The following is a 23,298-nucleotide window of genomic DNA, read 5'->3' on the forward strand; positions in this document are numbered from 1 at the left end:
TACTTCTGCGGCTCTCAGGCCAATATCGTGCCAGGAGCCGCATTTTATATGGACGATTGAATTTAGTAATTTTATTCCGCCAAACAATGCTGTTGTCGCTACCGCATCTAATTTCTATACTCTGCTAATATCCAAATCAAACCAATGGAGGAGTAGCATATGCAAAGTCGTTTCCAATCCGTCCGCACTCAATTCAACCAGCTCGGCATCGCCACATGTGCGATTGCGCTTAGCATGATGTTCTCCAGCCAGGCTGGCTACGCTGCACCGGATACAAACAGCGATCTCAGCAAGCTCAATGAAAAATCGGTCGCCACGGTAGAAATCCCCTTACTAGCGGGTTGGTATCAAGGCCATCTGGTGCATTACATCTCGACAGACATGTCCGATCAAAAGATGGCACAACAGGCTGATACCAATTACGTATCGCGCCTATCTAATGTGTTGCGTGCGCCAGTGCCGGGTCAGCCATCGGCAGTAGACCGCGTCTATAAATTGAGCAATTTTGAGCAAGGCAGCGTATTTCCCTCTGCACCAGAGAGCGTCGGCTACCGCAATAAAAGCGAGGCATACACGCCATTATGGGTCGTCTACATGGTCACCTGGCGCGATACAACAAAAGCCCATGTGCTGAAATCAGAAGAAGAAGTTTTGGATGCAACAGAGAAGCAGTTAGTCGACCTGACACCCACCAAAATTGTCGTCAACTGCCCAATTTTGTATTCAGCTAAAGATGGTTTGTTGAGCGGGCTGAAAATACATATTAAATAAAAATAATTGGTGTTTTTAGAGCCTTGAACTGAACAAGTCAAATTAAAGGCTTCCCTCTTTTAATTTTAAATTTCCCGTTTTTTATTCGCCTTATTTTTTGTTCAGTGAATATAGTCCAGAAAAGGCAGAAGGATCGATCCTTCATGAGCTTGCGGCGATTTAATCATCAATTTGAGTCGAGACATAACGCCTGCAATGATCTAAATAGGCCGCTTCGTGTAGCGCAGCTAACTCTACCGTACACTTCCACAGCCAATTGGGCGCCTCTTTACTAGACGGGTTACGTGTCAATTCTTTAAACCAATCCAGTGCAACTGATTCATCCATTTGTCGTACATGAGCCTTACCAACTATGGCGCCAACATAACGTGCAACTTTTACCGCTTCTCGCGGAGATAAAGTCTGAATTTCCAATTTTAGATCTTCTGGCCTAAGTTCCCTTACAAAGACCGATTTGCCTAATATGCGTCCGGTCATCATGCGCTCGCCAAGATTGGGAGAGAGATTTCTGGCACCTTTTACGACACGTTCTGCATTGACCAATGGCATGCCGCTATCTGGATACCGCGGAGCTTTTGCTGCTACCGCTTCTTTGATATCCATCAAGCAAATTTCTTGTCGTTTAGTCTTCACATCATCAACATCCAAAAGTACAGCATATCTCAACAGGCCTAGTGAGCTGCACCCTTTGACCCAATAGGCGGCATCCAAAAGACTGACATTATCTTCAAGATTCCTGCTGCGAATCTTGTTCACCAGATCGATAGCCCTTCCTTTCTAAAATACAGATCGGATGGCGTTTTGTTCTTTGGCTAGGATTGGCCAATATTTTTTTCCTAGCGGAATATGCGGCCGGACATCCGCAATACGTTCCCGTGCGAGATGCTTCCAGGTGCGATTCCGTGCTACTTTCATTGAAGCCCGGACCACCGCCGGTACTGGGATCGGCGTCTCATCGCCGATCACAAATTGCGATGTGTATCCATCCATTAACACCTCTAGCATATGCGCCGTCATAATGCCAGGAAGGTTAGAACCTCGAGCGGCGAATGCAAGAGACAACGCCAGCCTGATCAGATCATGGGCAGGATTGCCGATCACCGTTTGATCAAAGTCTCGGATTTGAAAATCAACTTTACCGTCAATATCAGCGACCGGTCCAAGATTGCCTATGTGGCAATCCCCGCAAATCCATATAGGTGGCCCTTCGGGTATTTTCCCCATACTGGATGTTTCAAGCCATTCGTAAAATTTTGATGTGCTACCGCGCACGTACGCACTCGCGGAGCTGGTCATTTTGAGATTCCGGGTGTGGGCTAAGACCGTCGCCCGATCAGAAGTTTGAGGGAATTGATGCTTTCGTTTCATAAGTAGCCGATATGTTTTCAAAATGGGGATAACAAAAGTTGACTAATGAACTTGACTAATGAACAGGTATTGTTTGTTCTTTTTCTTGTGACAAGGAGCCAAGCCGATTCTCCAGAACGACTATACTTGCCCTAGAATAACTGACGAAGCCGGAACCCGTTAACACAAAACCGAGATAAACCGAGTAAGGGATTGGGTCTAAACAAGCACAAAGCCACAAGCAAGCAGCGCCATGGCGCATTCTTGCATTTTGGCATCAATTCATTTGCAAGTTTCAATGTTAACAGACCTAAGCAAAAGCTTGCAGCGCGACAAAAGTGATAATCGCTATCAAGTCTTAAGGTCATTCAAACGCTATTCGACGAAAATGGATGTGAGCTAATCATTAAAGATCCGATTTTCTCAGATAACCAAATTGTGCAAATTAATTAATAGCCAAGATAAGAAATGTTGATGCGCACTCCCAAAAGGTCAAAGTTAAATGAAAATCGACAGTTGGCAGTTTTAGGTAATAATAAATTCTTTAAAATCCTGCTTGCATAAATCACTGATTTTTTATACAGTGTCGTCAGATGTAGAAAACCTGCTGATTTTTGTAAAAAACCCATCGGCACATTTCAAAAAATCATAAAGCGCAACATACCTGAAAGAAATTATGGACGACAAAAAATCCGATACCGGCTCAGACAAGAGCAAAGCTTTAGCAGCCGCACTTGCACAGATTGAAAAACAATTTGGCAAAGGTTCCGTCATGCGGATGGCCGATGGTGAAGTGGTAGAAGAAGTGCAAGTTGTGTCCACGGGTTCTTTGGGGCTGGACGTCGCCTTGGGCGTAGGCGGTTTGCCACGCGGTCGTGTCGTTGAGATTTATGGTCCAGAATCTTCCGGCAAAACAACGCTGACATTGCAAGTCATTGCAGAGATGCAAAAGTTGGGCGGCACTTGCGCATTTATTGATGCGGAGCATGCTTTGGATGTGGGCTATGCGCAAAAACTAGGCGTTAACTTATCTGATTTGCTGATTTCACAACCGGATACCGGCGAGCAGGCATTAGAAATTACCGATGCTCTGGTACGTTCAGGCAGCGTCGATCTAATCGTTATTGACTCGGTCGCTGCGCTCACCCCACGGGCTGAAATCGAAGGCGATATGGGTGATTCTTTGCCGGGTTTGCAAGCGCGTCTGATGTCACAAGCTCTGCGCAAACTTACTGGCAGCATAAAACGTACGAATACACTAGTTATTTTTATTAACCAGATCCGTATGAAAATCGGTGTCATGTTTGGTAGCCCAGAAACCACAACTGGTGGTAACGCATTGAAGTTTTACGCATCGGTTCGTCTGGATATTCGTCGTACAGGTTCCATCAAAGCCGGTGACGAAGTCATCGGTAATGAAACGAAAGTTAAAGTAGTCAAAAACAAAGTAGCGCCTCCTTTCAAAGAAGCGCATTTTGATATCTTGTACGGTGCAGGTATCTCCCGCGAAGGCGAGATTTTAGATTTGGCCGCTGACGCTAAGATTGTAGAAAAAGCCGGTGCCTGGTATAGCTACAATGGCGAACGTATCGGACAAGGTAAAGATAATGCACGGAGTTTCCTGAGCGAGCGACCGGCACTCGCGCATGAGATTGAAAACAAAGTTCGTGTGCATTTAAAAGTGCCGACGCTGCAAGAGTTGGTGACAGAAAAAACTAAATCAAAGCCAGCAAAAGCGGAGAAGGCAGAAAAAGCTGAAAAAGCGGAGAAGGCTGAATAGGCTTAATGTAAGTTGAGTCATTCTGATGCCGCAAATTGATTATTCGCAAACTTATTAGTTGCAAACTCACTAAGCGCCTGGCGAAATAGCCTAAACAAGCCATATTACGACGGCGGCCATTGAGTCAAAAACTCAAGTCAAAAAGTCCAAGCCGGAATACGCTTCTAATACAAGCATATTCCGGTTTTTTATTGAGCAGATATTTTGGGATATTTACTTAACCATGGCTAAATTAAAAATCAGTTTAAAAGCTAGAGCACTGCGCTATCTTTCTATGCGAGAACATAGCCGGATGGAGTTGGAGCATAAGCTCCAGCCTCATGCGCGAGAAGGCGAAGATATCTCGGTGCTTCTGGATTGGTTAGAAACTGCCAAATATCTGTCGGCCGAACGCTTTGCAGATTCCTTAGTAAATCGCCGTGTAGCACGTTTCGGCAATCAGCGGATACTCGCCGAATTACAGAGCCACCAGATGGACGGGCAAGAAATTGATCGCGTTAAAGCTGAGTTGGCGGAATCAGAGTTGAGTCGTGCGATCGATGTGCTGCACAGAAAATTCCCTCATTCCCCTGCAGACCATCTTGAGCGTGCAAAGCAGGCGCGTTTCATGCAGCAGCGAGGATTTTCTTCCAAAGCAATTCAGACCGCAATGCGCGCTCCCCGTGACGAAGATACTGATGAATAAGCGTCTATATATGGAGTTTTTTGGAAATAATAAAGATTTTCTCTAAGAAATATTAAGCAATATTCAGCAACTATAATTTCGGTAAAGCCTCTCCGTTGATATTATTGAAAATAATACTCTGGGTAGGTATATTTTAATTGTCCATATATTCATTGGGCTATAAGCCATTTTTATTTAAAGAAATGGGGAGTGTATTGCTGTTGAGCCGCACTCAGAAATATTAACCTTCACTGACAAGGAGAAAATACTTCATGACGGCTTCTCATCTTGTCGAGACGAATTACTTAGTTATCGCTTCATCTGTATGTTGAGCTCGTGTGAATTTATCTTTGGCATGAGGCAATTAATCTGTAGCGCAAGCCACAAAAAAAGAACCGATTTAAATTGTAGCTACGATCTTTGACGCAAAACGCAGGAGCTTACGCATCGACTTGTGCTACACTTCTCGGGATTTTTGCAGGGCCGCAAGAGCGGCTGTTATCGTAGAAACTGCGGTGACGACGCGCAATTGTGGCTCTTTACACTGAAATAGCCGCCATCAGGCATATGCCCTTACCAATATCCACTTCTCGCCGTGCACTTAAGCACACGCGCTCAATCCAAATCGACGCATTCGCTCGCGATGATGGATTGTGGGATCTTGACGCTCACATTACCGACACCAAAACCCGCGACATTCAACTTGCTTCTGGCATCCGGCCGGTTGGCTCACCGCTGCATGATCTTAGTTTGCGGATTACGATCGATACCAACTTGACCATTGTTGATGCAATGGCGGTCTCGGATGCGGTACCGTACCCAGGCTTTTGCAACACGATAGGCCCAGATTATAAAAAGTTAATTGGGCTTAACTTGATGATGCAGTTCCGGCAAGGTGTTAAAGAAAGAATGTCTGGCATTAATGGCTGCACCCATATTACCGAGCTAGCCCAAATTCTCCCGACCGCTGCGGTGCAAGCTTTTGCCGGTGATGTGATTGATACCCGCGATGGCGCCAGCAGTTCTGACCGCACTTCTGACAACCAGCAACAACCTTTTCAACTTAATCGTTGCCATGCGCTAAGGCTAGATGGCCCAGCTGTTGTGCAATATTACCCGCGATGGGCGGTGGCAAGTAGTTCGCCGCCTGACGCAAAATCATCTGCTTAGTTCGTTTTTACTGTTTTTATTTTTGTTGTTTTATTTTGTTTTGCCTATCAACTAATACCTCAGTGTCTGAAGGGAAGTCGTATGAAAATTCATGAGTATCAGGGTAAAGAAATCCTCCGCAAATTCGGAGTGACAGTACCACGCGGTATTCCATGCCTGTCCGTAGATGAAGCCGTTAAAGCGGCCGAAACTTTAGGCGGCCCAGTTTGGGTTGTCAAAGCGCAAATTCATGCTGGTGGTCGTGGTAAAGGTGGCGGCGTCAAAGTAGCTAAATCCCTTGAGCAAGTGCGCGAATACGCGACTGCGATTCTGGGTATGCAATTGGTAACGCATCAGACTGGGCCAGAAGGCCAAAAAGTCCGTCGCTTACTGATCGAAGAAGGCGCTGATATTAAAAAAGAACTGTACGTCAGTATGGTGACTGACCGTATCAGCCAGCGCGTCGTCTTGATGGCGTCCAGCGAAGGCGGTATGGACATTGAGGAAGTGGCTGAGTCACATCCAGAACTATTGCATTCCATCGCTATCGACCCGACTAATGGTCTGCAAGATGCAGAGGCAGATGATATCTCCCGCAAAATTGGTGTGCCAGAAGAGTCTATCGCTGACGCACGCGTTCAGTTAAAAGGTCTGTACGAAGCTTTCATGGCAACCGATTGTTCACTGGCAGAAATCAATCCTTTGATTTTGACCGGTTCGGGTAAAGTCATTGCTCTCGATGCTAAGTTCAACTTCGACGCGAATGCTTTGTTCCGTCAACCAGAAATCGTGGCTTACCGCGATCTGGATGAAGAAGATCCGGCTGAAATTGAAGCATCTAAATTTGACCTCGCTTACATCTCGCTCGACGGCAATATCGGTTGCTTAGTCAACGGAGCTGGTCTAGCAATGGCAACGATGGATACGATTAAGTTGTTCGGCGGTGAGCCAGCTAACTTCCTTGACGTAGGCGGCGGCGCGACAGCAGAAAAAGTGACTGAAGCGTTTAAGATTATGTTGAAAAATCCAGGTCTGAAAGCGATCTTGGTCAATATTTTCGGTGGCATTATGCGTTGTGACGTGATTGCTGAGGGTGTCATCACTGCATCTAAAGCGGTTTCCCTGCAAGTACCGTTGGTGGTACGCATGAAGGGTACCAACGAAGACATCGGCAAGAAGATGCTGGCTGATTCTGGTCTGCCTATCATCGCCGCTGATACGATGGAAGAAGCAGCGCAGAAGGTTGTTGCCGCTGCTGCAGCTCACGCTTAATAATCGCAAGGAACAGATATGTCCATCCTGATCAATAAAGATACAAAAGTTATCACCCAAGGTATCACTGGCAAAACTGGCCAGTTCCATACTCGTATGTGCCGCGATTACGCAAACGGTAAAAACTGTTTCGTCGCTGGCGTCAATCCTAAAAAGGCTGGCGAAGATTTCGAAGGCATTCCTATTTTTGCTAACGTATCTGAAGCAAAAGCGGCTACTGGCGCAACAGTTTCTGTTATCTACGTACCACCTGCAGGTGCTGCTGCCGCGATTTGGGAAGCGGTCGAAGCGGACCTCGATCTGGCAATTTGCATTACCGAAGGCATTCCTGTCCGTGACATGATGATGCTTAAAGACCGCATGGCAAAATCTGGCAGCAAAACGAAATTGCTCGGACCAAATTGCCCAGGCCTGATCACACCAGACGAAATCAAGATCGGCATCATGCCAGGTCATATCCATCGTAAAGGTCGTATCGGCGTGGTTTCCCGCTCCGGTACATTGACTTACGAAGCAGTAGGCCAATTGACTGCATTAGGTCTGGGTCAATCTTCTGCTGTTGGTATTGGTGGTGATCCTATTAATGGTTTGAAGCATATCGATATCATGAAGATGTTCAATGATGATCCAGACACTGACGCGGTTATCATGATCGGCGAAATCGGCGGCCCCGACGAAGCCAATGCATCCTATTGGATACGTGACAACATGAAGAAACCAGTCGTCGGCTTTATCGCTGGTGTTACAGCGCCTCCAGGCAAACGTATGGGTCATGCTGGTGCTTTGATTTCTGGTGGTGCTGATACGGCACAAGCTAAATTAGACATCATGGAAGAGTGCGGCATCAAAGCAACTAAAAACCCGTCAGAAATGGCGCGTTTGTTGAAGGCGATGTTGTAGTCTCAATGTCGGACTAAGTTGCAATTTTGAGCAACTTATTCGGGGTTACATCATAAAATGGGGAGCTTTGCTCCCCATTTTACTTATCTTTATGCAACAGTTCCGCAGCTTGGTGTTAAGCTTGAATAATGATCTTCAGCATTGCTTGGGATTATTATGATTTATATCTTTTTATATTTATAGAACCTGATTTATTTCTCATATTTAATCACTATTCATGTCATTTCAACGCGTATTAGAGTTTGCGGGTCTCTCGGATACGGGACTGGTACGAGCACAAAACGAAGATGCCATAGAGATATGTGCCGAGGCGGATTTTGCAGTATTAGCAGATGGTATGGGCGGATACAATGCTGGTGAGATCGCTAGCAAAATGACGGTAGACATTATTACGCAGCAGTTACTCCTCAAAAAAACATCTACTTTTTCTTCTTTATTTGCGCGCCAGACATCGGTTGCCGCGAAGTGGATTAAAGAAGCAATCGAGATGAGCAATTTTCGTGTCTGGGATGCAGCACAGAATAATCCCGAATTTATTGGTATGGGTACCACCGTTGTCGTTGCGTTTTGTCATCACGATAGACTCCTTGTTGCGCATGTGGGCGATTCGCGTGTCTACCAATACCGGTCCAACCGTTTACTGCAGATTACGCACGACCACTCAGTATTACAGGCGCAAATTGACGCTGGTCTGATTAGCGAAGAGCAAGCGCAGTATTCTCCGATTAAGAACTTGATTACCAGAGCAATCGGTGTGCAAGGTGAGATTGAGGTGGAAATTAGCGAGCATGTCATTCAAGAAGAGGATATTTATCTAATGTGCTCCGATGGCTTGACCGACATGCTCAAGCATGATGAAATCGAAACCACAGTTAGTCTGCATAGAGATAATTTAGCGCTTTGTTGCGAATTGTTGCTACACAAAGCGAATGAATTAGGTGGTCGGGACAATATCTCGATTATTCTAATAAAAGTGAATGGCTTAAAACAGCATTCGCCAATGCAGCATATACAGCAGCTTTTTTTCAGTTAGTTTTATAGAAAGAACTTACGCAAAAATGCTCCAGCCGCGATGCAGATACCATTTATACACGGCATACTATAGTACGACTCTCCTCGCTAAGCCTTGCGGGGACAATTGTGCGTAAGTCCAAATAGTTAGATTTTGTTTTTTATAGAGAGCACTATGGCGAAAATCGTCGTTACTTTCAACGGACTGGTCCAGCAAGAACTGTCAATCCTAAAATCACGCATAACGGTGGGACGACGTCCGGGTAATGACGTTGTGATTGATCATTTGACCGTCAGCGGTCAGCATGCGGCGATTGACACCACTAGCACAGGGTCTTTTGTTTTGGATTTAGGAAGTACCAATGGCACTTTGGTCAACGGACAGCCAATTAAGAAGCACCTTTTACAAAACGACGACATTATTGATATTGGTAAATATAAGGTTCGATATCAAAATGATTCAGAAAATTATGACTTGCCGGACGCAGCACTCAAAATAAAACCGTCCTCCCTGAGCGTATCCACGGTATCCGCACGTATTCAAGTACAAAATGGTGCTAACGCTGGTCGAGAGTTGGTTCTGAATAAACCAGTTACGACTATCGGTAGCCCAACTGTCCAGGTCATTGCAATTACTCAACAAGAACAATCTTTTTATGTTGCACACGTCGATGGCGCCTCAAGTCCCAAACTAAACAATAAAATAATTGACAAGCAGCCACAAAAATTGGCTGACGGAGATGTGATTGATATGTCAGGAACAAAGCTTATTTTTGTAATTACATCAAAAAATAAATGACATAAATTTGAACTAGTTGTTTTGCCTGACAAAATTCGTCATATTTTGATTTTCTCATACACTTTTTTTGTCAGTTTATTTTTAAAAAGTAAATAATATAGGGGTGGCACAGGGTTTGCTAATTCAGCTTATGTAAGACAGAACAAATTAATTTATTTTTTTAAACTAGGAGTTTTAAAATGAAATCCACAAAAATGACACAACGCGCGCAAGCTGGTTTTACTTTGATCGAATTGATGATTGTTGTAGCAATTATTGGTATTTTGGCTGCAATCGCACTACCAGCTTATCAAACTTACCTGAAAAAATCGAGATTCACTGAAGTTGTTCTCGCAACTGGTGCTGTTAAAGATATGGTTGATATCTGTTTCCAAACAACAGGTGCAACTGCTTTAGGTGCTGGTGTTTGCGATACTGCAGCTTTAATCGGCGCTACTGCTAATAACACAGGCGCTCAAGGTAATTTTGTTGCTTCTGTCGGTATTACTGGATCTACTTCTGTAGTAACAGGTACAGCAAACACGATAAAAAGTTTGAATAGTGAAACATTTATTTTAACGCCAACAGTAGCAAATGCTTCATTGACTTGGGCAAAGAGTGGTACTTGCGTAGCTGCTGGTATTTGCTAATAATAGATTGTAGAGATTGGCGTGGAGCATCGACTATGATTCACGCCATTTTAATTTCATCCAAATATAAAAATATTGACGAAAATTCATAGATGGGAATTATATGAAATTCCAAAAATCTATTCAAGCCGGCTTTACACTAATTGAACTGATGATCGTTGTTGCAATTATTGGTATCTTAGCCTCCATAGCATTACCTTCTTACCAAACATATCTTAAGAAATCCAGATTCACTGAAGTCGTTTTAGCGACAGGTGCGGTGAAAGATATGGTTGACATTTGTTTTCAAGTTAGTGGTTCTGCAGCTCTAGGTGCTGGCGTTTGCGACACAGCAGCGCTTGTCGGTGCGACGACAAATAATACTGGAGCTCAGGGAAATTTCGTATCATCGGTCACGATTACTGCTGCGACCTCAGTGGTTAAAGGTACTGCAAACACGGCAAAAAGTTTAAACAGTGAAACGTTTATTTTGACGCCGGCAGTGGCTAACGGATCGCAGACTTGGGCAAAAAGTGGTAGTTGTGTAACAGCAGGATTATGTTAAAGGTTGTCGGTTAAATTAACTAATACCGATTGGTTGTGGACTTGGACGTTTGGTGGTGAGCATTAAACTAATTTTTATACGTTACGCCTTGCAATATATTAATAGTTAAAATCGTGAAATATGGATTTGTAAAAATATTATGCAATTTTTTAGATATGTTCAACGCGGTTTCACTCTGGTCGAATTAATGATTGTCGTTGCAATTATTGGTATATTGGCTTCGTTAGCGCTACCGGCGTATCAAAACTATCAAAAGCGGTCGAGATTTACGGAGATCATTTTGGCAACTGCTGCTATAAGAGAAATGGTCGATGTGTGTTTTCAATCTACAGGTGCAACAGCATTTGCGGCCGGCACTTGTGATACCGCTGCATTAATAGGCGCTACTCCTATCAATACGGGTGCACAAGGTAATTTTGTTGCGTCCGTCGTGATTTCGTCCGTAATTCCGGTAGTAACGGGTACTGCAAATACGACAAAAAGTTTTAATAGTGAGACTTTTATACTGACTCCAGCTATAGCTAATGGATCGATAAAATGGTCAAAAGATGTTAGTAGTACTTGTATAGCTGCTGGGTTATGCTAATCTGTGGCATGCTTTTAGATGCAAAAGTAAGTATAAAATAATTACCGATTGTCCTTCAATTTATTTGGATGCTAGAATCAAAATTGTCGAAATTAAAAAAACACACCGTTATTGGTGTTTTTTTTTGACTAATAAAGTAAGTATTAATTTAAATATTAATTTTGTCTAGATGGTAACTTTCGTTGGATTACTTAAGATTTATGAGACATTTTAAATATCGGTTTATATCCGCAGGATGTCATTTGGTTTTATCTGCACTGATAGCGGCGGCAGTGACTGGTATAGTTTTATTTTTATGGTTTCCTTGGCCATACAGCGAAATATGTGGGGGCTTATCCTTACTGTATATATTGATATCGGTTGATGTCATATTAGGCCCCTTGCTTACGTTTGTTGTTTTTGATGTGAAGAAAAATAAACGTCATTTGGCTCGTGATTTGATTGTTATTGTAATCATTCAAATGATGGGCTTGGGTTATGGTGTCATGACTATTTTTTCTGCAAGACCAGTAGCACTCGTTTTTACGTCAAAATATTTTCGGGTTGTAACCAGTTTTGAGGTGGACCAAAAAGAATTGTCGAATGCGAAGCCCGAGTTTAGGACTCTTTCAAAAACTGGACCTATATTAATCGGCATGAGTACTAGTAAAAATTTAGCTGAGAATGTGAATGATATTTCAAAAGCAATGAATGGCTTTGACGCTGGATTACATCCATCTCTCTGGGACTCTTATGATAAATCGTATGAGCAGATTATAAAAATATCCAAACCTGTTGAACTCCTGTTTAGCAAGTATCCTAAGTTGTCCAAGACAATAGAGGCGGCGGTTGCTAAATCTGGTGTCAAGCGGCAACAGCTTCGCTATTTGCCATTGATCTCAAAAAATGCGAGCTGGGTCATTCTGATCGATGTTAATAGCGTTCAACCTGTAGGATTTGCTCCGATAGATGATTTTTTATAATTATTTAAATGGCAATTAAAGATGTTAACAAATTCCATTTAGTCCGCACCTCCTCAATCCTGCGGAGAGGCGCAAAAAATTCGAATTGCATGCCGCTATCTGAACAATAATTGTTACTTGCAAAAGATGATTCTTGCATTGATAGCGACGTTAATGTTTTTCGCTACTCGACTAACGCCAAGGGATTTTTTCTGAGAGTGTGTAGGAAAGATATATTTAAGGAATATTTTGTTTCAGCCTAAACGGTTAATTCTATTTAATTGCATTACCAATAGTAATTACTTTGAAAATAACCACTAAACTCTCACTCGCAATTTTTGCTCTGTTGTTGCTGGTATCTTATATCCATCCACATCATGTTCATCCTTACAGAACTTACTACCATGATTTTTTGACTATCTTTGGTCTGTTAGTTTTGTCTGTCGGCATTTTGATTGCGACCACACCTCGATTAAGTTTTCCTCAACTTTTATTGATACCAATCTTATTGATTGGATTTGTGTTTTTACAGCTCACTGGAAATGTAGCGTCGTCGTTGCCCGATACTTTAATCCCATTGTTGTACATCGCATTAATCGCGGTAGCATTTATTATTGGGGCGACATTCGCGATTCAAACACAATACGTTGAGCTAATCTGTTTGTCCTTTGCGATCGCCCACTTATTAGCAGGTTTGTTGTCCGTCATCATGCAATTGGTACAGATTACGGGGATTGATGCTACGCCTGCTGTGATGTTTATCGCACGTGAATCACAGCCTTTTATGCGACCTTACGCCAATGTCGCGCAGCCAAATCAACTCGCTTTGCTATTCTGTTTTTCTCTGGCTTCGGTCTGGTACTTATATCAGCGACGATTTTTCAATCAATGGGCTTCTGTTTTATTGGTTTTAGTATTACTGATAGGGCTAGCGCTGACGCAGTCACGCATAGGCTGGATGATTGTTCCGGCTTTTGCCTTAGTTTGTATGTTTAAAACTCAGGATGGTCACTCTGTCAGCAGATGGTTTTTAGCTGTGCTGGTATTGCTGTATGCCGCGCTGGTCTTTGGTTTGCCTATCATGGGGCAGCATGTTGGATTTGCTAGCGGCTCGGTTGCTGAGCATATTGGTGGTCGTTCTGAGCGTATGGTGTTGATGCAGCAGGCTTGGCATATGGCGACTCAGCATCCCTGGTTGGGCGTTGGCTGGTTTGGTTTTGGTGCAGAACAAGTCAGGATTGCGGCGGATTTTGGATCGACTACTTATGCAGAGCACTCACATAATTTGATTTTAAATTTGGCCGCCGAATTAGGTTTCCCTGCAACGATATTGATATGTTCAGGCTTGGCCTGGTGGGCTGTTCAATGCTTTTTTATCAAAGCGGTGACGGTGCCGATCCGTTTTGCGGGTTTATTTTTTGTCGCCGTGTTTGTGCATAGCATGGTTGAATTTCCGCTTTGGTATGCCTTTGTGCTGATACCGGTTGGCATATTGATGGGTATGGTGCATCAGCTGCGCTGGCCCTCTGAGGGCGTATTGCTTGGGCGCCCTGCTAAAAGTGTGATTGCTGTCATCCTTGGCGGTGCTTTTTTATTCATGGCATTGATTACCTGGGATTATCAGCGGGTGACGACAGGTTTTCGGGTTTTGCGTTGGCAGCAATCGGGGTATGTAGTGGATATCAGCCCAAGTGAGCGGCCCGCGTTTACTTTATTCCCGCAGTTTTTTGATTATTTTAAATTGACTAAAATGGTCGCGCGCGAGGGTATGTCGGATACCGAAATCGCATTCGCGGAGCGCTTGAGCCATCGTTTTGGATACGTGCATGTGTTGAGCAAAATGGCAGAAGTATATACCTTAAACGGTAAGCCAGAACAAGCGGCACGTACGATGCAAACCTTGCAGCGCCTACATCCCATTTCTTATCCTGAATACTACGATTATTGGAAAGCCCAAGCAGCTTTAGATGCTCGTTATGAGGTGGTTTTTAAGACGATGCCGGCTCGGGATGCGCAATAGTTAGATGCTAATTTACTGACTTGAAGTTTTGTTTTCAGTAAGCGTAATATTAAATACTCGCTGGTAGTATTTAATATTGTCCATAGATTGTCTGGACAATAGGGCGGTTTTACGAAAAATGGTGGGGAGTATGTTAAATATGAGTCTAGTTTTTTGCTTCAGTGAGCGTTGAGGCGAGGCGCATACGCATCTCATACGCGACTCATGCATTCTCAAATCAGACGGTGTCATTCCGGCAGGTTTTAAGCCAGAATCCAGTGATGTTGATCGCTTTACATATCAAACATAAAGGTAGTGGGTGCGGTGTCAGCGGGTTGTCAATGCGGCGTCAAAATGACGACGCTGGATTCCGGCTAAGACCATGCCGGAATGACCCAAGAAACCAACTGCTTGTTATCGGATAAGAGTTTTAAAAAACCGGCCCAAAATTCCGCCCCAAATCTCCGCGCCCCAAATCCCATCAATCCCAATCAGCGACTAAGAATTTTTCACTTCGCTATTGATTGCTGATAGCAGTCTGCCAGTCGCTGGTAATCATAAAAATAGCTGTCTTTGGCTACACGGGCTTTGTCGCAAGATGGTTTGAAACCAGTCTCCTTCTCGTTGTACAGCATCCGGATTAATACTTTTCCGGCATCATTTTTGTAGAGATCCCATTGAATATTCGCGGCCATCGGCGCGACCTGTTCACCACGCCATAAGTTATTGGAATAATCGTAAGCAAGATTTTTTGGCTGTGGTGTCGCCATGCCCGGTACACCGAGTAAGGATGCTAGCGGGATAATGGTTTCGGCATGGGCAAATCTTAGTTTGGCTGCGTGTGCGTAATTCCCCGCCGCGATGAGCTTGGCTTCAGTGAAAAAGTCATCGAGCAGCGTTTGCGCCATCCGCCAGGTGACTCCTTTGGCTCCGGTAAAGCCAGGGCCTTTACTGTAGAAGGTAAGTGCATCTTGTACAGAGGCAAAGACTGCGGCTTGCTCGGCGGGCATGTATTGTGAGAAGTTGGTATGCGCCTCATCCGGCATATCGGCCGATGCAGCATACAGGTCATACAAGGCCAGCGCGGCATCCAGTGCTGAGGCGATTACTTCATTGCCATCGCCTTTGAGCGTGCTAACAAATTTACCATCAGTACTCTTGTATGTGACCGTGCCCTCGTTGCTCGCGCGATAGCGATTCTGGTTTAGCCCCGAAATAAAGGCGGGTGTGAATAAACGTTGCAGTACCGTCTTTGCGGCGACGGCCAGACGCGGTTGCGCCAATATACTGGCTTCTGCTTTACTTAACTCATTACTATCCAGATAGGTCTGATAAGACTGACTTGCTTGAAAGGTCGGAAATAGCGGATCGGCTGGATCGCTGACCAGATCCTGTTTTTGGCTCAGTTTATGGAAGTAGTGTAAGAAGCGGTCTGTACCTGCTGGCCGGCTGCGATGATCTTGTTCTGCACCCGGTGCAAGAGACGCCGGATAGGTCACGCTGGAGGCGAGGCACGCTTGTTGCGCGATTAAAGACTGGGTAAAGAAATAACCGCTATCCACTGCGCGGTCTTTGCCAGACGTAACGACCACAATTTGGCGTGGCGCTTTGTCTGGTGTTGCACAATCCAGACTCTGGAACAGCGTTGGCAGACGCTGGCGCAAGCGTTGCGCCAGTTGCGTGTGTTCTGCGATACCTAACTGGGTTTCATTGCCGTAGCCTGGCTTGCTGATGCCAGCGACGCCATATCCCAGCGAGGCATTGGCTTCCATGACTCGCTGAATATCTGGCCCCAGTTCTGCTCCCAATGATGTCAGCGCTTGCTCCTTTTCAGCTAACTTCCATAGGTTATAGAAGGCGAGGTCGACCTTCATCCCAGTCAAACCCCGTGAGCCATGTCTTGCCAGCATTTGTGTATAAACTGGCTGATAGCCCTGTGGCGCGGCCTCATAACTAGAAATGGCTTGCTGAGGTTGGTAGGGTGTTTTGGTGCCGTAATACGCTGGCTGCGCGCTCGCCGTGTTGAGGGCAAGCGCGGATAACAGGATTACTTTAGTACAGTTAATGATCATATTATTGGCTTAAAAGTCTACGCGGGCACTCAGGCTGACTGTCCGTGGTGCGCCGACATTCAGATAGTTCTCCTGATAGTAAGTCCAGTATTTACGATTGGCAATATTGGATACATTCGCACGTAAGCTAAGAAATTGTTTGCCAATCCGTGTGCGGTAATTTAAACCTGCATCGAACAATTCATAGGCTGGTAAGGTATTAACATTAGCCGCGTCCATCGGCAATTCACCCAAATACTGGGTTCCTGCATGCAGCGCCAGACCGGGCAGTGCCTCTGGACGCCATGTCATCTGCAATGATGCCTGACGGCGTGGGGCTCCTACAGCGAGCTTACCACTATAGCCAGGTGCCGCATTTTGCAGAGTCGCGTCCAGCAGCATGATGCCGCCTTCTATCGATAGATTTTTAGCTGCTTGCACCACAGAATTAAATTCCAGACCTTGATAGCGGTTCTGCCCATCCGTTACAAAAATATTTGCGGCATTTGAGTACTGTGCGTTGCGATCAATGCGAAACAGAGACGCGCTGGCATTCCATACCTTTTGCTCGGTTTTGATGCCGATTTCGGTCTGCTTACTTTGCAATGGCGAAAAGATTTGATTGGCGTTGATTGCTGATGTTGGTGCGCTAGCTGCTTGCTCTAGCGCTTCAACATAGCTAGCGTAAATGGTGGTATTGGCCATTGGCTTATACATGACCGCGATTGTTGGCGTACTTTTACTTACTGGATAGTAGGCAGTGAAGATCCCCTTAGTGTTATACGAGGTGTCAGTAAATCGTGTATAGCGCAGACCCGCAAGTACTGACCAGTCATCGCTGAACTTGATGGTGTCGCTGGCGAAGCTTGCTTCTTGCCGGGTATGCTCATCTTCGTACTTGCCGCCACTGTAGTTGACGCTGGCCACGTTAAGGATGGTTGGGGAATACAAATTGCCGACGCCCAGATAGGTTTTTGGAGTGACTACCGATGATGTCGATACCAGGTTTTGCGACATGATTCCGGCGACTATATCGTGTTGCAGGAAGCCCGTATCAAACTTGCCGTTGATGCTGGCTTGCACCTGATCAAAATGATAGCCGTGTAATTCTGAGGTGACCCGGTCTCTGTAATTGCCGCTGTTGCTAGTGATGTAGTACTGATCTTTTTTGTAGATACGGGTAGAGTCCGACAGACGGTAAGAGGCGTTGGCAGTCCAGTTTGGCGCCAGACGATAATCCAGAGCAGTGGTCGAAATTAAATAATCGACATCGCTTGCCGCGCCGACACTATTTAAGCGACTTCCGCCATCTATTGGCGAGGGTACAGCGAATAACGGTGAAATCACCACATCAGTGCCGCCAACAGTCCGGCGACGCTGGTAAATCGTGTCATATGACAAGGTCAGATCATTGGTCAGGCGTCAGTCCACATTCGCGCTGCCTGCAGTGCGATTGATAGAGCCGCTTTCTGCAGCCACGCCGCCATCTTCGTGTAATAAGTTGAAGCGATAGCCGAATTCGTTGTTCACACCAGCGTGACCGCCGATATCAAACTGTTCCTTGATTGCACCACCTTGCTGGTAACCCAGGGTTGCACTAAAGCTGCGTTCGGTGGTCGGACGTTTGCTGACATAGTTAATAATGCCGCCTGGCGAACCAAAGCCGTACATAAAGCCGGATAAACCCTTCAGCGCCTCAACGCTTTCAAACATCTCCAGCGGCATTTCGGTACCGCGATTGATATTCGCCAAGCCGTCGATTTTGTAGCCGTTCAGATCGTCCAGCCGCAAGCCGCGCATTTGTATGGTGGCCGGATGTGTGCTGATAGGTGGGCTGATCGCGGTGACTGACGCGTCATATTTAAATACTTCAGAGACACTGGTTGCCAGCCGATCTTCGATTTCATCACTGCTGACGGCTTTGGTCGAGAAGGGCGTGTCCAGCTCCGAACGGCGTCCCAATGCGCCGCTGCTGACGCTGTCGCTTAATTTTTTCTTTTCAACATTTGCCTTGATTACTACTTGAGCGGTTGTGCCGTTGTCACTATTGTCAGTATTTTCAGCTGCGATAGCCATCGTCGTTTGTAGTGAGGCGGCGCAGAAACCAATATGTGCCAATGCCAGATAGATGCGCGTGTAACGCAGATTTTTTATGGAAACAGAATGAGAAGTCATAGGTGTCAGTAAAGTCAGTAAAGTGGTTAGCACGCCGTTGGCTAATCCCGATGATGAATTCAGTTTGGCAAGCGCTTATTTTGGAACGTGCAATATAGTCAAAACATATGACAGGGGTATGAATTGATGCCGTGACTGCAAAGAGATGCTTAAGTCAGGAGAAGAGTTTGCAGGATGCTTTGATATCAGAGCAGAGTAGGCGTTTTGGACGATTCATATTGCCGCCGGCACTTACAGGCTGTTGCGGCCAATTGTGGATGGTCTGTGGATCGCTTCTATATCGTTTGTAGATCGCTTGTGGCTGAGTGCAGACTCTTGGCCGGGACAGGCGATTTAGCCTGTCCATTTTAACTGGTTGATTAGACTTCCTTGCTTTTTAATCAATAAGAAGATTTAAATACTCGTAGGTAGTATTTTTTATTGTCCAAAGATAACCTAGAGAATAGACCGATTTTATGAAAAATGAGGGGGAGTATATTGAAATTGGCTTCTATTTCAGCAGCTATTTACCAGTTTTAAAGAAAAAAATGGTACTTAATCTCCGCGCTTAGTTTGTTTGTTATCGCTGTCCAATTTCAATTCAATTTCACCTCAAATAACCCATTTGCCGGATTAATTTGCTGATCAAGCAGCGCCATCCACCAGACTTACCCAGTCGCCAGATTTGCCACCGTGTTTTTCTAATACGCGGATGTCGCTCATTACCATGCCGCGATCCACTGCCTTGCACATATCGTAAATCGTCAGTAGGCCGATTTGCACCGCGGTAAGCGCTTCCATCTCTACCCCAGTTTTACCCAGAGTTTCTACTTGCGCATTGCAATGGATGCTGGACTGATCAGTGTCAATGCTAAAATCCACGGCGACTCTGGTGAGCGCCAACGGGTGACATAGCGGAATCAGATCAGCGGTGCGTTTAGCTGCCATGATGGCGGCGATGCGGGCGATGCCGAGAACATCTCCCTTTTTTGCTGTACCTTCAGCGATGATGGCAAGTGTCCCCTGTTTCATGCGGATAGTGCCGCTTGCAATGGCGATGCGGTGGGAGTCTTTTTTTTCTGCAACATCGACCATATGTGCCTGACCTGTAGCATCAAAATGAGTTAATGAAGGAGTTAATGCGGGAGCTAAGGACGGCGTCAGGCCGTCGTTGTTGTTTGAAGTCATGAATTTAGTATTAGCAATGAGTATTAGAGATTAATCTCGCCGTCGAAAATAGACTTTCTTTGAAACAGTTTAAGAACTAATTGATTAGCAAAGTATCATAGCATCGTGAAACTAAAACGCCCATCATTCCGACCTAAAACCTTATACGCCGCCATCTTGGCCGCCGTCTGTTTGTTTTCGGTATCCAGCTCATCAAATACCAGTTTTGCGCAAAATTTGCCCACTTTAGGAGATACCGAAAGGGAAGATTTATCCCCTTCGCTAGAGCGTAAATTGGGCGAGCAAATTATGCAGAGTGTGCGCCGTGATCCGGATTATATGGATGATGGACCGGTAGCAGAGTACCTCAATAAGCTAGGTAATCTGATGTTAGAAACTCGTCCTGATGCACGTGGCGAGACAATGTTTGATTTTCAGTTTTTTGTCGTACGCGATCCGGTTCTGAACGCGTTTGCCTTGCCGGGTGGTTTTATCGGATTCCATTCCGGCTTGATTTTGGCCTCGCAAACAGAATCAGAATTAGCGTCTGTCATGGGACATGAAATTGGCCACGTAGCACAGCGACATATCGCCAGGATGATAGGCAGCCAGCGGTTGGATTACTTGATCCCTCTGGCATCGGTTATTTTGGCAGCATTGGCCGCCAAGTCCAGTCCCGATGCAGCAATGGCGCTAGTGGTTGGCGGGCAGGGGGTTGCGATCCAGCGCCAATTGACCTTTAGTCGTGAGGCCGAGCGGGAGGCCGACCGTATTGGATTTCAGATCTTACGTGATGCTGGCTTTGATACCGGTGGCATGGTCTCTTTCTTTGGACGTTTGCAAGTCGCAACGCGCAATTACAACGACAATGCGCCCCCTTTTTTGCGTAGCCATCCACTCACCAGCGAGCGCATGGCGGATATCCAGTCGCGCATGGTCGATCAGCGTTATAAACAGCATTTAGACAGCTTAGAATTTTTGCTCACCAAAGCCAGAGTCAGAGTGCTGCAAAATGATACGACTCAAGGTTATATTGATGCGGCTACTTTTTTTGATACGCAATTAAAAGCCGATCAAAAAGATGAAAAACTAGCCGCACAATATGGACTCGCTTTTATTGCCCACAAACAAAAAGAGTTTTCTAAAGCCGCCAGCTTATTGGCTAGCTTGATCAAACAGATAGATCAATCTCCAACGCAAAAAACGGCACTCAATAAAACCAGTATGTTTGTCAGCCTGGATATCGATATTAAAATCGCCAACAAGCAAGCCGACGCCGCAGTCAAGGCAGCTGAGGCGGCAATGCAGCAATTCCCTTTATCGCGTGGTTTGGCCTATCAGTATGTTGATGCATTGCTGGCTGCGGGCAAAGAGGAAGATGCAGCACGGTTTTTACGCGATCAGGCGCAGCTGTATCGACAAGATATTAAGGTGCAAAATTTGTTGGGCAAAGTCTATGCAGAGCAAGGTAAGCAGGCGCTGCAACATATTGCGCTGGCGGAAGGTTATGCATTAGAGGGAAGTTTAGCGCCAGCCTTGCAGCAGCTAGACATCGCCCGTCGCTCACCCGATGCGCAATATTACGAACAGTCGGTAATCGATGCCCGCGAACGTGAATGGCAAGAGAAGCATAAGCAAGAATTAAAAGATGAGAAAAAAAGGTAGAGATATCTGATGGCTTTATTTGGCTTACGACAGTTTCTCATTTAGCCAATCAGCTCTCCTAAGCTACATTTGTTGTCCGTAAAACGGAAAATCTGGATTAACGCTTATTTGCCTTGGTCTCCAGATATCCATAAGATCAATTCATCCATCGCCGGTCGCGCTTTTCCGGCTTTTTCATCATTGATTATGGCGACGACGATCCATAGCTTTTCATGACTGTCTTTGATGTAGCCTGCGATCGACAGGGTGTTTTTTAAGCTGCCTGTTTTGATCCTCGCGCGTCCTTCCACAGGACTATCCTTGAGCCGTTTTCGCATCGTCCCATCTACTGCGACAATCGGCATACTGCTGGCAAATTCAGGAAACCAGTTGCTATGGCTGGCTAATTGTAATACCTTGCCTAGTTGTCTTGCCGTAATTTTTTCTGTGCGAGACAAGCCTGATCCGTTTTCGAGAATCAAGCCTTCATCAGTAATCCCTTTTTTGCTAAACCATTGCCGTACATGCGCATCTGCGGCTTGCAGGGTAGTGGCGTAATTTTTAGCTTCAGAGAATTCTGCCCCTAAACTTAAATAGAGCAAGCGCGCCATGACGTTATCAGATTGCTTATTGATTATTTTGATGGTGTCGGCCAAGGTGTCCGACTGGCGCTCCACCAAGATGCTGGCAGTCGCTGGCGTAAAACCATCTTTAACATGACCAATCCAAGTACCACCTATTTCTTGCCATAGCTGCTGTATCAGATGTTCTATGTACCTGTTTCGGTCGAATATATTAGTGTATTTGATGGCCTTACAGTTTCGGGGGAAATTGCCGATCAACGTCACCGTAGTGCGGTTGTTATCTACTTCTACCGTAGGCGGTATCCAGATATTTTCCCAACTAGCACACGGGCTGTTATTTAGTCTAAGCTGATTTTTGATGATGACTTGGGCCATCGGCGGAAAGCTAAGAATTTTGATGTTATCGGACGTAGATTCAAACTCAAAGCCAGATAAGTTGGCGTTAATCAGCAAGGCGTCTGGTATCACGTTGTAGTAGGTATCCGGCTTTTCATCAAACTGAACGATGTCCGCATCTAATCGATCCGGCTGGAAATAATGCCGATCAAGCACAATGTCGCCAATGATGTTGCGTATACCCTGACCACGTAAGGTACGTAGCATTAAACCAAGTTTATCCCATGTTAAGTTTGGATCACCACCACCACGTAGATAGATATCCCCGAGTAGCTCACCATTTTGTCCACCATTCAGATCTGATGGCAGACCCGTTTGCTTGATGGCGGTTGTACTCAATATTTGCGTTTTCCAACGAAACGTCGGCCCCAATTCTTCCATCGCTACTAATGTTGTTACCAGTTTGATGGTAGACGCTGGACTGACCGCGATATCGGGTGATAGTAGTAGCGTCGCAGGTCCGCCATCTGCCGGCATGACCACCATACTCAAGCCGTTGGCAGGTACCCCGACTTTTTTAAAAGCTAACTCCAAGGAAGACGGCAGAGCATTCTGCGCAAATGCATGTGTGGCTATCAAGCTGAGCAATATCAATGAGTTTGTTGCTATGGAATTGAAAAAGTATCGCATTAGGATAGGTGAAATGGGTTTGACGTCTTACTGTTTTTGAGTCACAGTTTATTTAGGCGGCGCTACTATCTACATTTGCTGGCAATAAAGAAGTTTAATTGCTATATCAAAAAAAATAAAAAAGCCTTGGATATACCAAGGCTTTTTTGCTTTATCGTAGTGCCATTATTTTGTTATTTTATTACTTAAAAGTTTTAAAATATTTTAATTAGTGACACTTGAGCTTCTTGCAAAATACCCAAACCAGTAAAGTCGAGCATGTGTGTGGCCACTGTTGCGA

21 protein-coding genes are annotated in these 23,298 nt (G+C 45.2%); 14 read left to right on the plus strand and 7 right to left on the minus strand.

The window, feature by feature from the left end; genetic code table 11:
• Positions 1-159: 159 nt before the first annotated feature.
• Positions 160-771 carry a hypothetical protein gene (locus QN395_RS17110; protein WP_322119757.1) on the plus strand — a complete coding sequence of 204 codons (612 nt, stop codon included), beginning with the start codon at positions 160-162 and terminating at the stop codon, positions 769-771.
• 159 nt (positions 772-930) lie between these two features.
• Here the strand turns inward: QN395_RS17110 and QN395_RS21655 are convergent, their stop codons facing one another.
• Together QN395_RS21655 and QN395_RS21660 are read right to left on the minus strand one after the other, a co-directional pair.
• On the minus strand, positions 931-1,527 hold the full coding sequence (locus QN395_RS21655) for a DUF2252 family protein (RefSeq protein ID WP_416200118.1): 597 nt from the start codon (positions 1,525-1,527) through the stop codon (positions 931-933).
• Positions 1,528-1,548: 21 nt separating this feature from the next.
• Complete coding sequence (locus QN395_RS21660) at positions 1,549-2,139, minus strand: DUF2252 family protein (protein ID WP_416200117.1); 591 nt, start codon at positions 2,137-2,139, stop codon at positions 1,549-1,551.
• Positions 2,140-2,794: 655 nt separating this feature from the next.
• Between QN395_RS21660 and recA the strand changes: the two genes are divergently transcribed.
• The 12 genes from recA (at position 2,795) to QN395_RS17175 (ending at position 14,413) form a co-directional block, all read left to right on the plus strand.
• Entirely contained in the window at positions 2,795-3,898 is a 1,104-nt protein-coding gene (gene recA / locus QN395_RS17120) for a recombinase RecA (protein ID WP_322119756.1), read from the plus strand.
• Positions 3,899-4,121: 223 nt separating this feature from the next.
• Positions 4,122-4,583: a recombination regulator RecX gene (gene recX, locus QN395_RS17125; RefSeq protein ID WP_322119755.1), complete on the plus strand. Its 462-nt coding sequence runs from the start codon at positions 4,122-4,124 to the stop codon at positions 4,581-4,583.
• A 546-nt stretch (positions 4,584-5,129) separates the two neighbouring features.
• On the plus strand, positions 5,130-5,732 hold the full coding sequence (locus QN395_RS17130) for a DUF2889 domain-containing protein (protein WP_322119754.1): 603 nt from the start codon (positions 5,130-5,132) through the stop codon (positions 5,730-5,732).
• Between the two features lie 66 nt (positions 5,733-5,798).
• Entirely contained in the window at positions 5,799-6,983 is a 1,185-nt protein-coding gene (sucC, locus tag QN395_RS17135) for an ADP-forming succinate--CoA ligase subunit beta (protein WP_322121623.1), read from the plus strand.
• Between the two features lie 18 nt (positions 6,984-7,001).
• A complete protein-coding gene (sucD, locus tag QN395_RS17140) occupies positions 7,002-7,883 on the plus strand; it encodes a succinate--CoA ligase subunit alpha (protein WP_322119753.1) in 882 nt (293 codons plus the stop codon).
• A gap of 217 nt (positions 7,884-8,100) precedes the next feature.
• The gene (locus QN395_RS17145; RefSeq protein WP_322119752.1) at positions 8,101-8,916 is read left to right on the plus strand and encodes a Stp1/IreP family PP2C-type Ser/Thr phosphatase; all 816 of its coding nucleotides are present in this window, start codon (positions 8,101-8,103) and stop codon (positions 8,914-8,916) included.
• Between the two features lie 153 nt (positions 8,917-9,069).
• Positions 9,070-9,693, plus strand: coding sequence for an FHA domain-containing protein (locus QN395_RS17150; RefSeq protein WP_322119751.1), 624 nt, complete (start codon positions 9,070-9,072; stop codon positions 9,691-9,693).
• A 179-nt stretch (positions 9,694-9,872) separates the two neighbouring features.
• Positions 9,873-10,322 (plus strand): pilin, encoded by a 450-nt coding sequence (locus tag QN395_RS17155; protein ID WP_322119750.1) that lies wholly within the window; start codon positions 9,873-9,875, stop codon positions 10,320-10,322.
• Between the two features lie 103 nt (positions 10,323-10,425).
• On the plus strand, positions 10,426-10,866 hold the full coding sequence (locus QN395_RS17160) for a prepilin-type N-terminal cleavage/methylation domain-containing protein (protein WP_322119749.1): 441 nt from the start codon (positions 10,426-10,428) through the stop codon (positions 10,864-10,866).
• Between the two features lie 139 nt (positions 10,867-11,005).
• Entirely contained in the window at positions 11,006-11,452 is a 447-nt protein-coding gene (locus QN395_RS17165) for a pilin (RefSeq protein ID WP_323493113.1), read from the plus strand.
• 200 nt (positions 11,453-11,652) lie between these two features.
• Entirely contained in the window at positions 11,653-12,414 is a 762-nt protein-coding gene (tfpZ, locus tag QN395_RS17170; RefSeq protein ID WP_323492847.1) for a TfpX/TfpZ family type IV pilin accessory protein, read from the plus strand.
• Positions 12,415-12,697: 283 nt separating this feature from the next.
• Positions 12,698-14,413: a PglL family O-oligosaccharyltransferase gene (locus tag QN395_RS17175; RefSeq protein WP_322119747.1), complete on the plus strand. Its 1,716-nt coding sequence runs from the start codon at positions 12,698-12,700 to the stop codon at positions 14,411-14,413.
• Positions 14,414-14,901: 488 nt separating this feature from the next.
• On the opposite strand, the gene QN395_RS17180 is transcribed toward QN395_RS17175, so the two are convergent.
• The 4 genes from QN395_RS17180 to moaC all read right to left on the minus strand — a co-directional run bounded on the left by QN395_RS17180 (position 14,902) and on the right by moaC (position 19,785).
• Positions 14,902-16,464, minus strand: coding sequence for a histidine-type phosphatase (locus QN395_RS17180; protein WP_323492848.1), 1,563 nt, complete (start codon positions 16,462-16,464; stop codon positions 14,902-14,904).
• 9 nt (positions 16,465-16,473) lie between these two features.
• Complete coding sequence (locus QN395_RS17185; RefSeq protein ID WP_322119745.1) at positions 16,474-17,844, minus strand: TonB-dependent receptor; 1,371 nt, start codon at positions 17,842-17,844, stop codon at positions 16,474-16,476.
• A gap of 21 nt (positions 17,845-17,865) precedes the next feature.
• Entirely contained in the window at positions 17,866-18,618 is a 753-nt protein-coding gene (locus QN395_RS17190) for a TonB-dependent receptor plug domain-containing protein (RefSeq protein WP_322119744.1), read from the minus strand.
• 624 nt (positions 18,619-19,242) lie between these two features.
• Positions 19,243-19,785, minus strand: coding sequence for a cyclic pyranopterin monophosphate synthase MoaC (moaC, locus tag QN395_RS17195; RefSeq protein WP_322119743.1), 543 nt, complete (start codon positions 19,783-19,785; stop codon positions 19,243-19,245).
• A 105-nt stretch (positions 19,786-19,890) separates the two neighbouring features.
• Here moaC and QN395_RS17200 point away from each other — a divergent pair, with 105 nt between their 5' ends.
• Complete coding sequence (locus QN395_RS17200) at positions 19,891-21,429, plus strand: M48 family metalloprotease (protein WP_322119742.1); 1,539 nt, start codon at positions 19,891-19,893, stop codon at positions 21,427-21,429.
• A 104-nt stretch (positions 21,430-21,533) separates the two neighbouring features.
• On the opposite strand, the gene dacB is transcribed toward QN395_RS17200, so the two are convergent.
• Positions 21,534-22,967 carry a D-alanyl-D-alanine carboxypeptidase/D-alanyl-D-alanine-endopeptidase gene (dacB, locus tag QN395_RS17205; protein WP_322119741.1) on the minus strand — a complete coding sequence of 478 codons (1,434 nt, stop codon included), beginning with the start codon at positions 22,965-22,967 and terminating at the stop codon, positions 21,534-21,536.
• Between the last annotated feature and the right edge of the window lie 331 nt (positions 22,968-23,298).

It is taken from the genome of Undibacterium sp. RTI2.2 (genome assembly GCF_035018705.1).
Classification (GTDB): domain Bacteria; phylum Pseudomonadota; class Gammaproteobacteria; order Burkholderiales; family Burkholderiaceae_D; genus Undibacterium.

Excerpts from the sequence above, each read along its gene's own strand:
- QN395_RS17190 (WP_322119744.1), bottom strand. The coding sequence starts at position 18,618 with ATGACTTCTCATTCTGTTTCCATAAAAAATCTGCGTTACACGCGCATC.
- QN395_RS17130 (WP_322119754.1), top strand. The coding sequence starts at position 5,130 with ATGCCCTTACCAATATCCACTTCTCGCCGTGCACTTAAGCACACGCGC.
- QN395_RS17160 (WP_322119749.1), top strand. The coding sequence starts at position 10,426 with ATGAAATTCCAAAAATCTATTCAAGCCGGCTTTACACTAATTGAACTG.
- tfpZ (WP_323492847.1), top strand. The coding sequence starts at position 11,653 with ATGAGACATTTTAAATATCGGTTTATATCCGCAGGATGTCATTTGGTT.
- QN395_RS21660 (WP_416200117.1), bottom strand. The coding sequence starts at position 2,139 with ATGAAACGAAAGCATCAATTCCCTCAAACTTCTGATCGGGCGACGGTC.
- QN395_RS17155 (WP_322119750.1), top strand. The coding sequence starts at position 9,873 with ATGAAATCCACAAAAATGACACAACGCGCGCAAGCTGGTTTTACTTTG.
- moaC (WP_322119743.1), bottom strand. The coding sequence starts at position 19,785 with ATGACTTCAAACAACAACGACGGCCTGACGCCGTCCTTAGCTCCCGCA.
- recX (WP_322119755.1), top strand. The coding sequence starts at position 4,122 with ATGGCTAAATTAAAAATCAGTTTAAAAGCTAGAGCACTGCGCTATCTT.
- QN395_RS17180 (WP_323492848.1), bottom strand. The coding sequence starts at position 16,464 with ATGATCATTAACTGTACTAAAGTAATCCTGTTATCCGCGCTTGCCCTC.
- QN395_RS17110 (WP_322119757.1), top strand. The coding sequence starts at position 160 with ATGCAAAGTCGTTTCCAATCCGTCCGCACTCAATTCAACCAGCTCGGC.
- recA (WP_322119756.1), top strand. The coding sequence starts at position 2,795 with ATGGACGACAAAAAATCCGATACCGGCTCAGACAAGAGCAAAGCTTTA.
- sucD (WP_322119753.1), top strand. The coding sequence starts at position 7,002 with ATGTCCATCCTGATCAATAAAGATACAAAAGTTATCACCCAAGGTATC.
- QN395_RS17145 (WP_322119752.1), top strand. The coding sequence starts at position 8,101 with ATGTCATTTCAACGCGTATTAGAGTTTGCGGGTCTCTCGGATACGGGA.
- QN395_RS17165 (WP_323493113.1), top strand. The coding sequence starts at position 11,006 with ATGCAATTTTTTAGATATGTTCAACGCGGTTTCACTCTGGTCGAATTA.
- QN395_RS17150 (WP_322119751.1), top strand. The coding sequence starts at position 9,070 with ATGGCGAAAATCGTCGTTACTTTCAACGGACTGGTCCAGCAAGAACTG.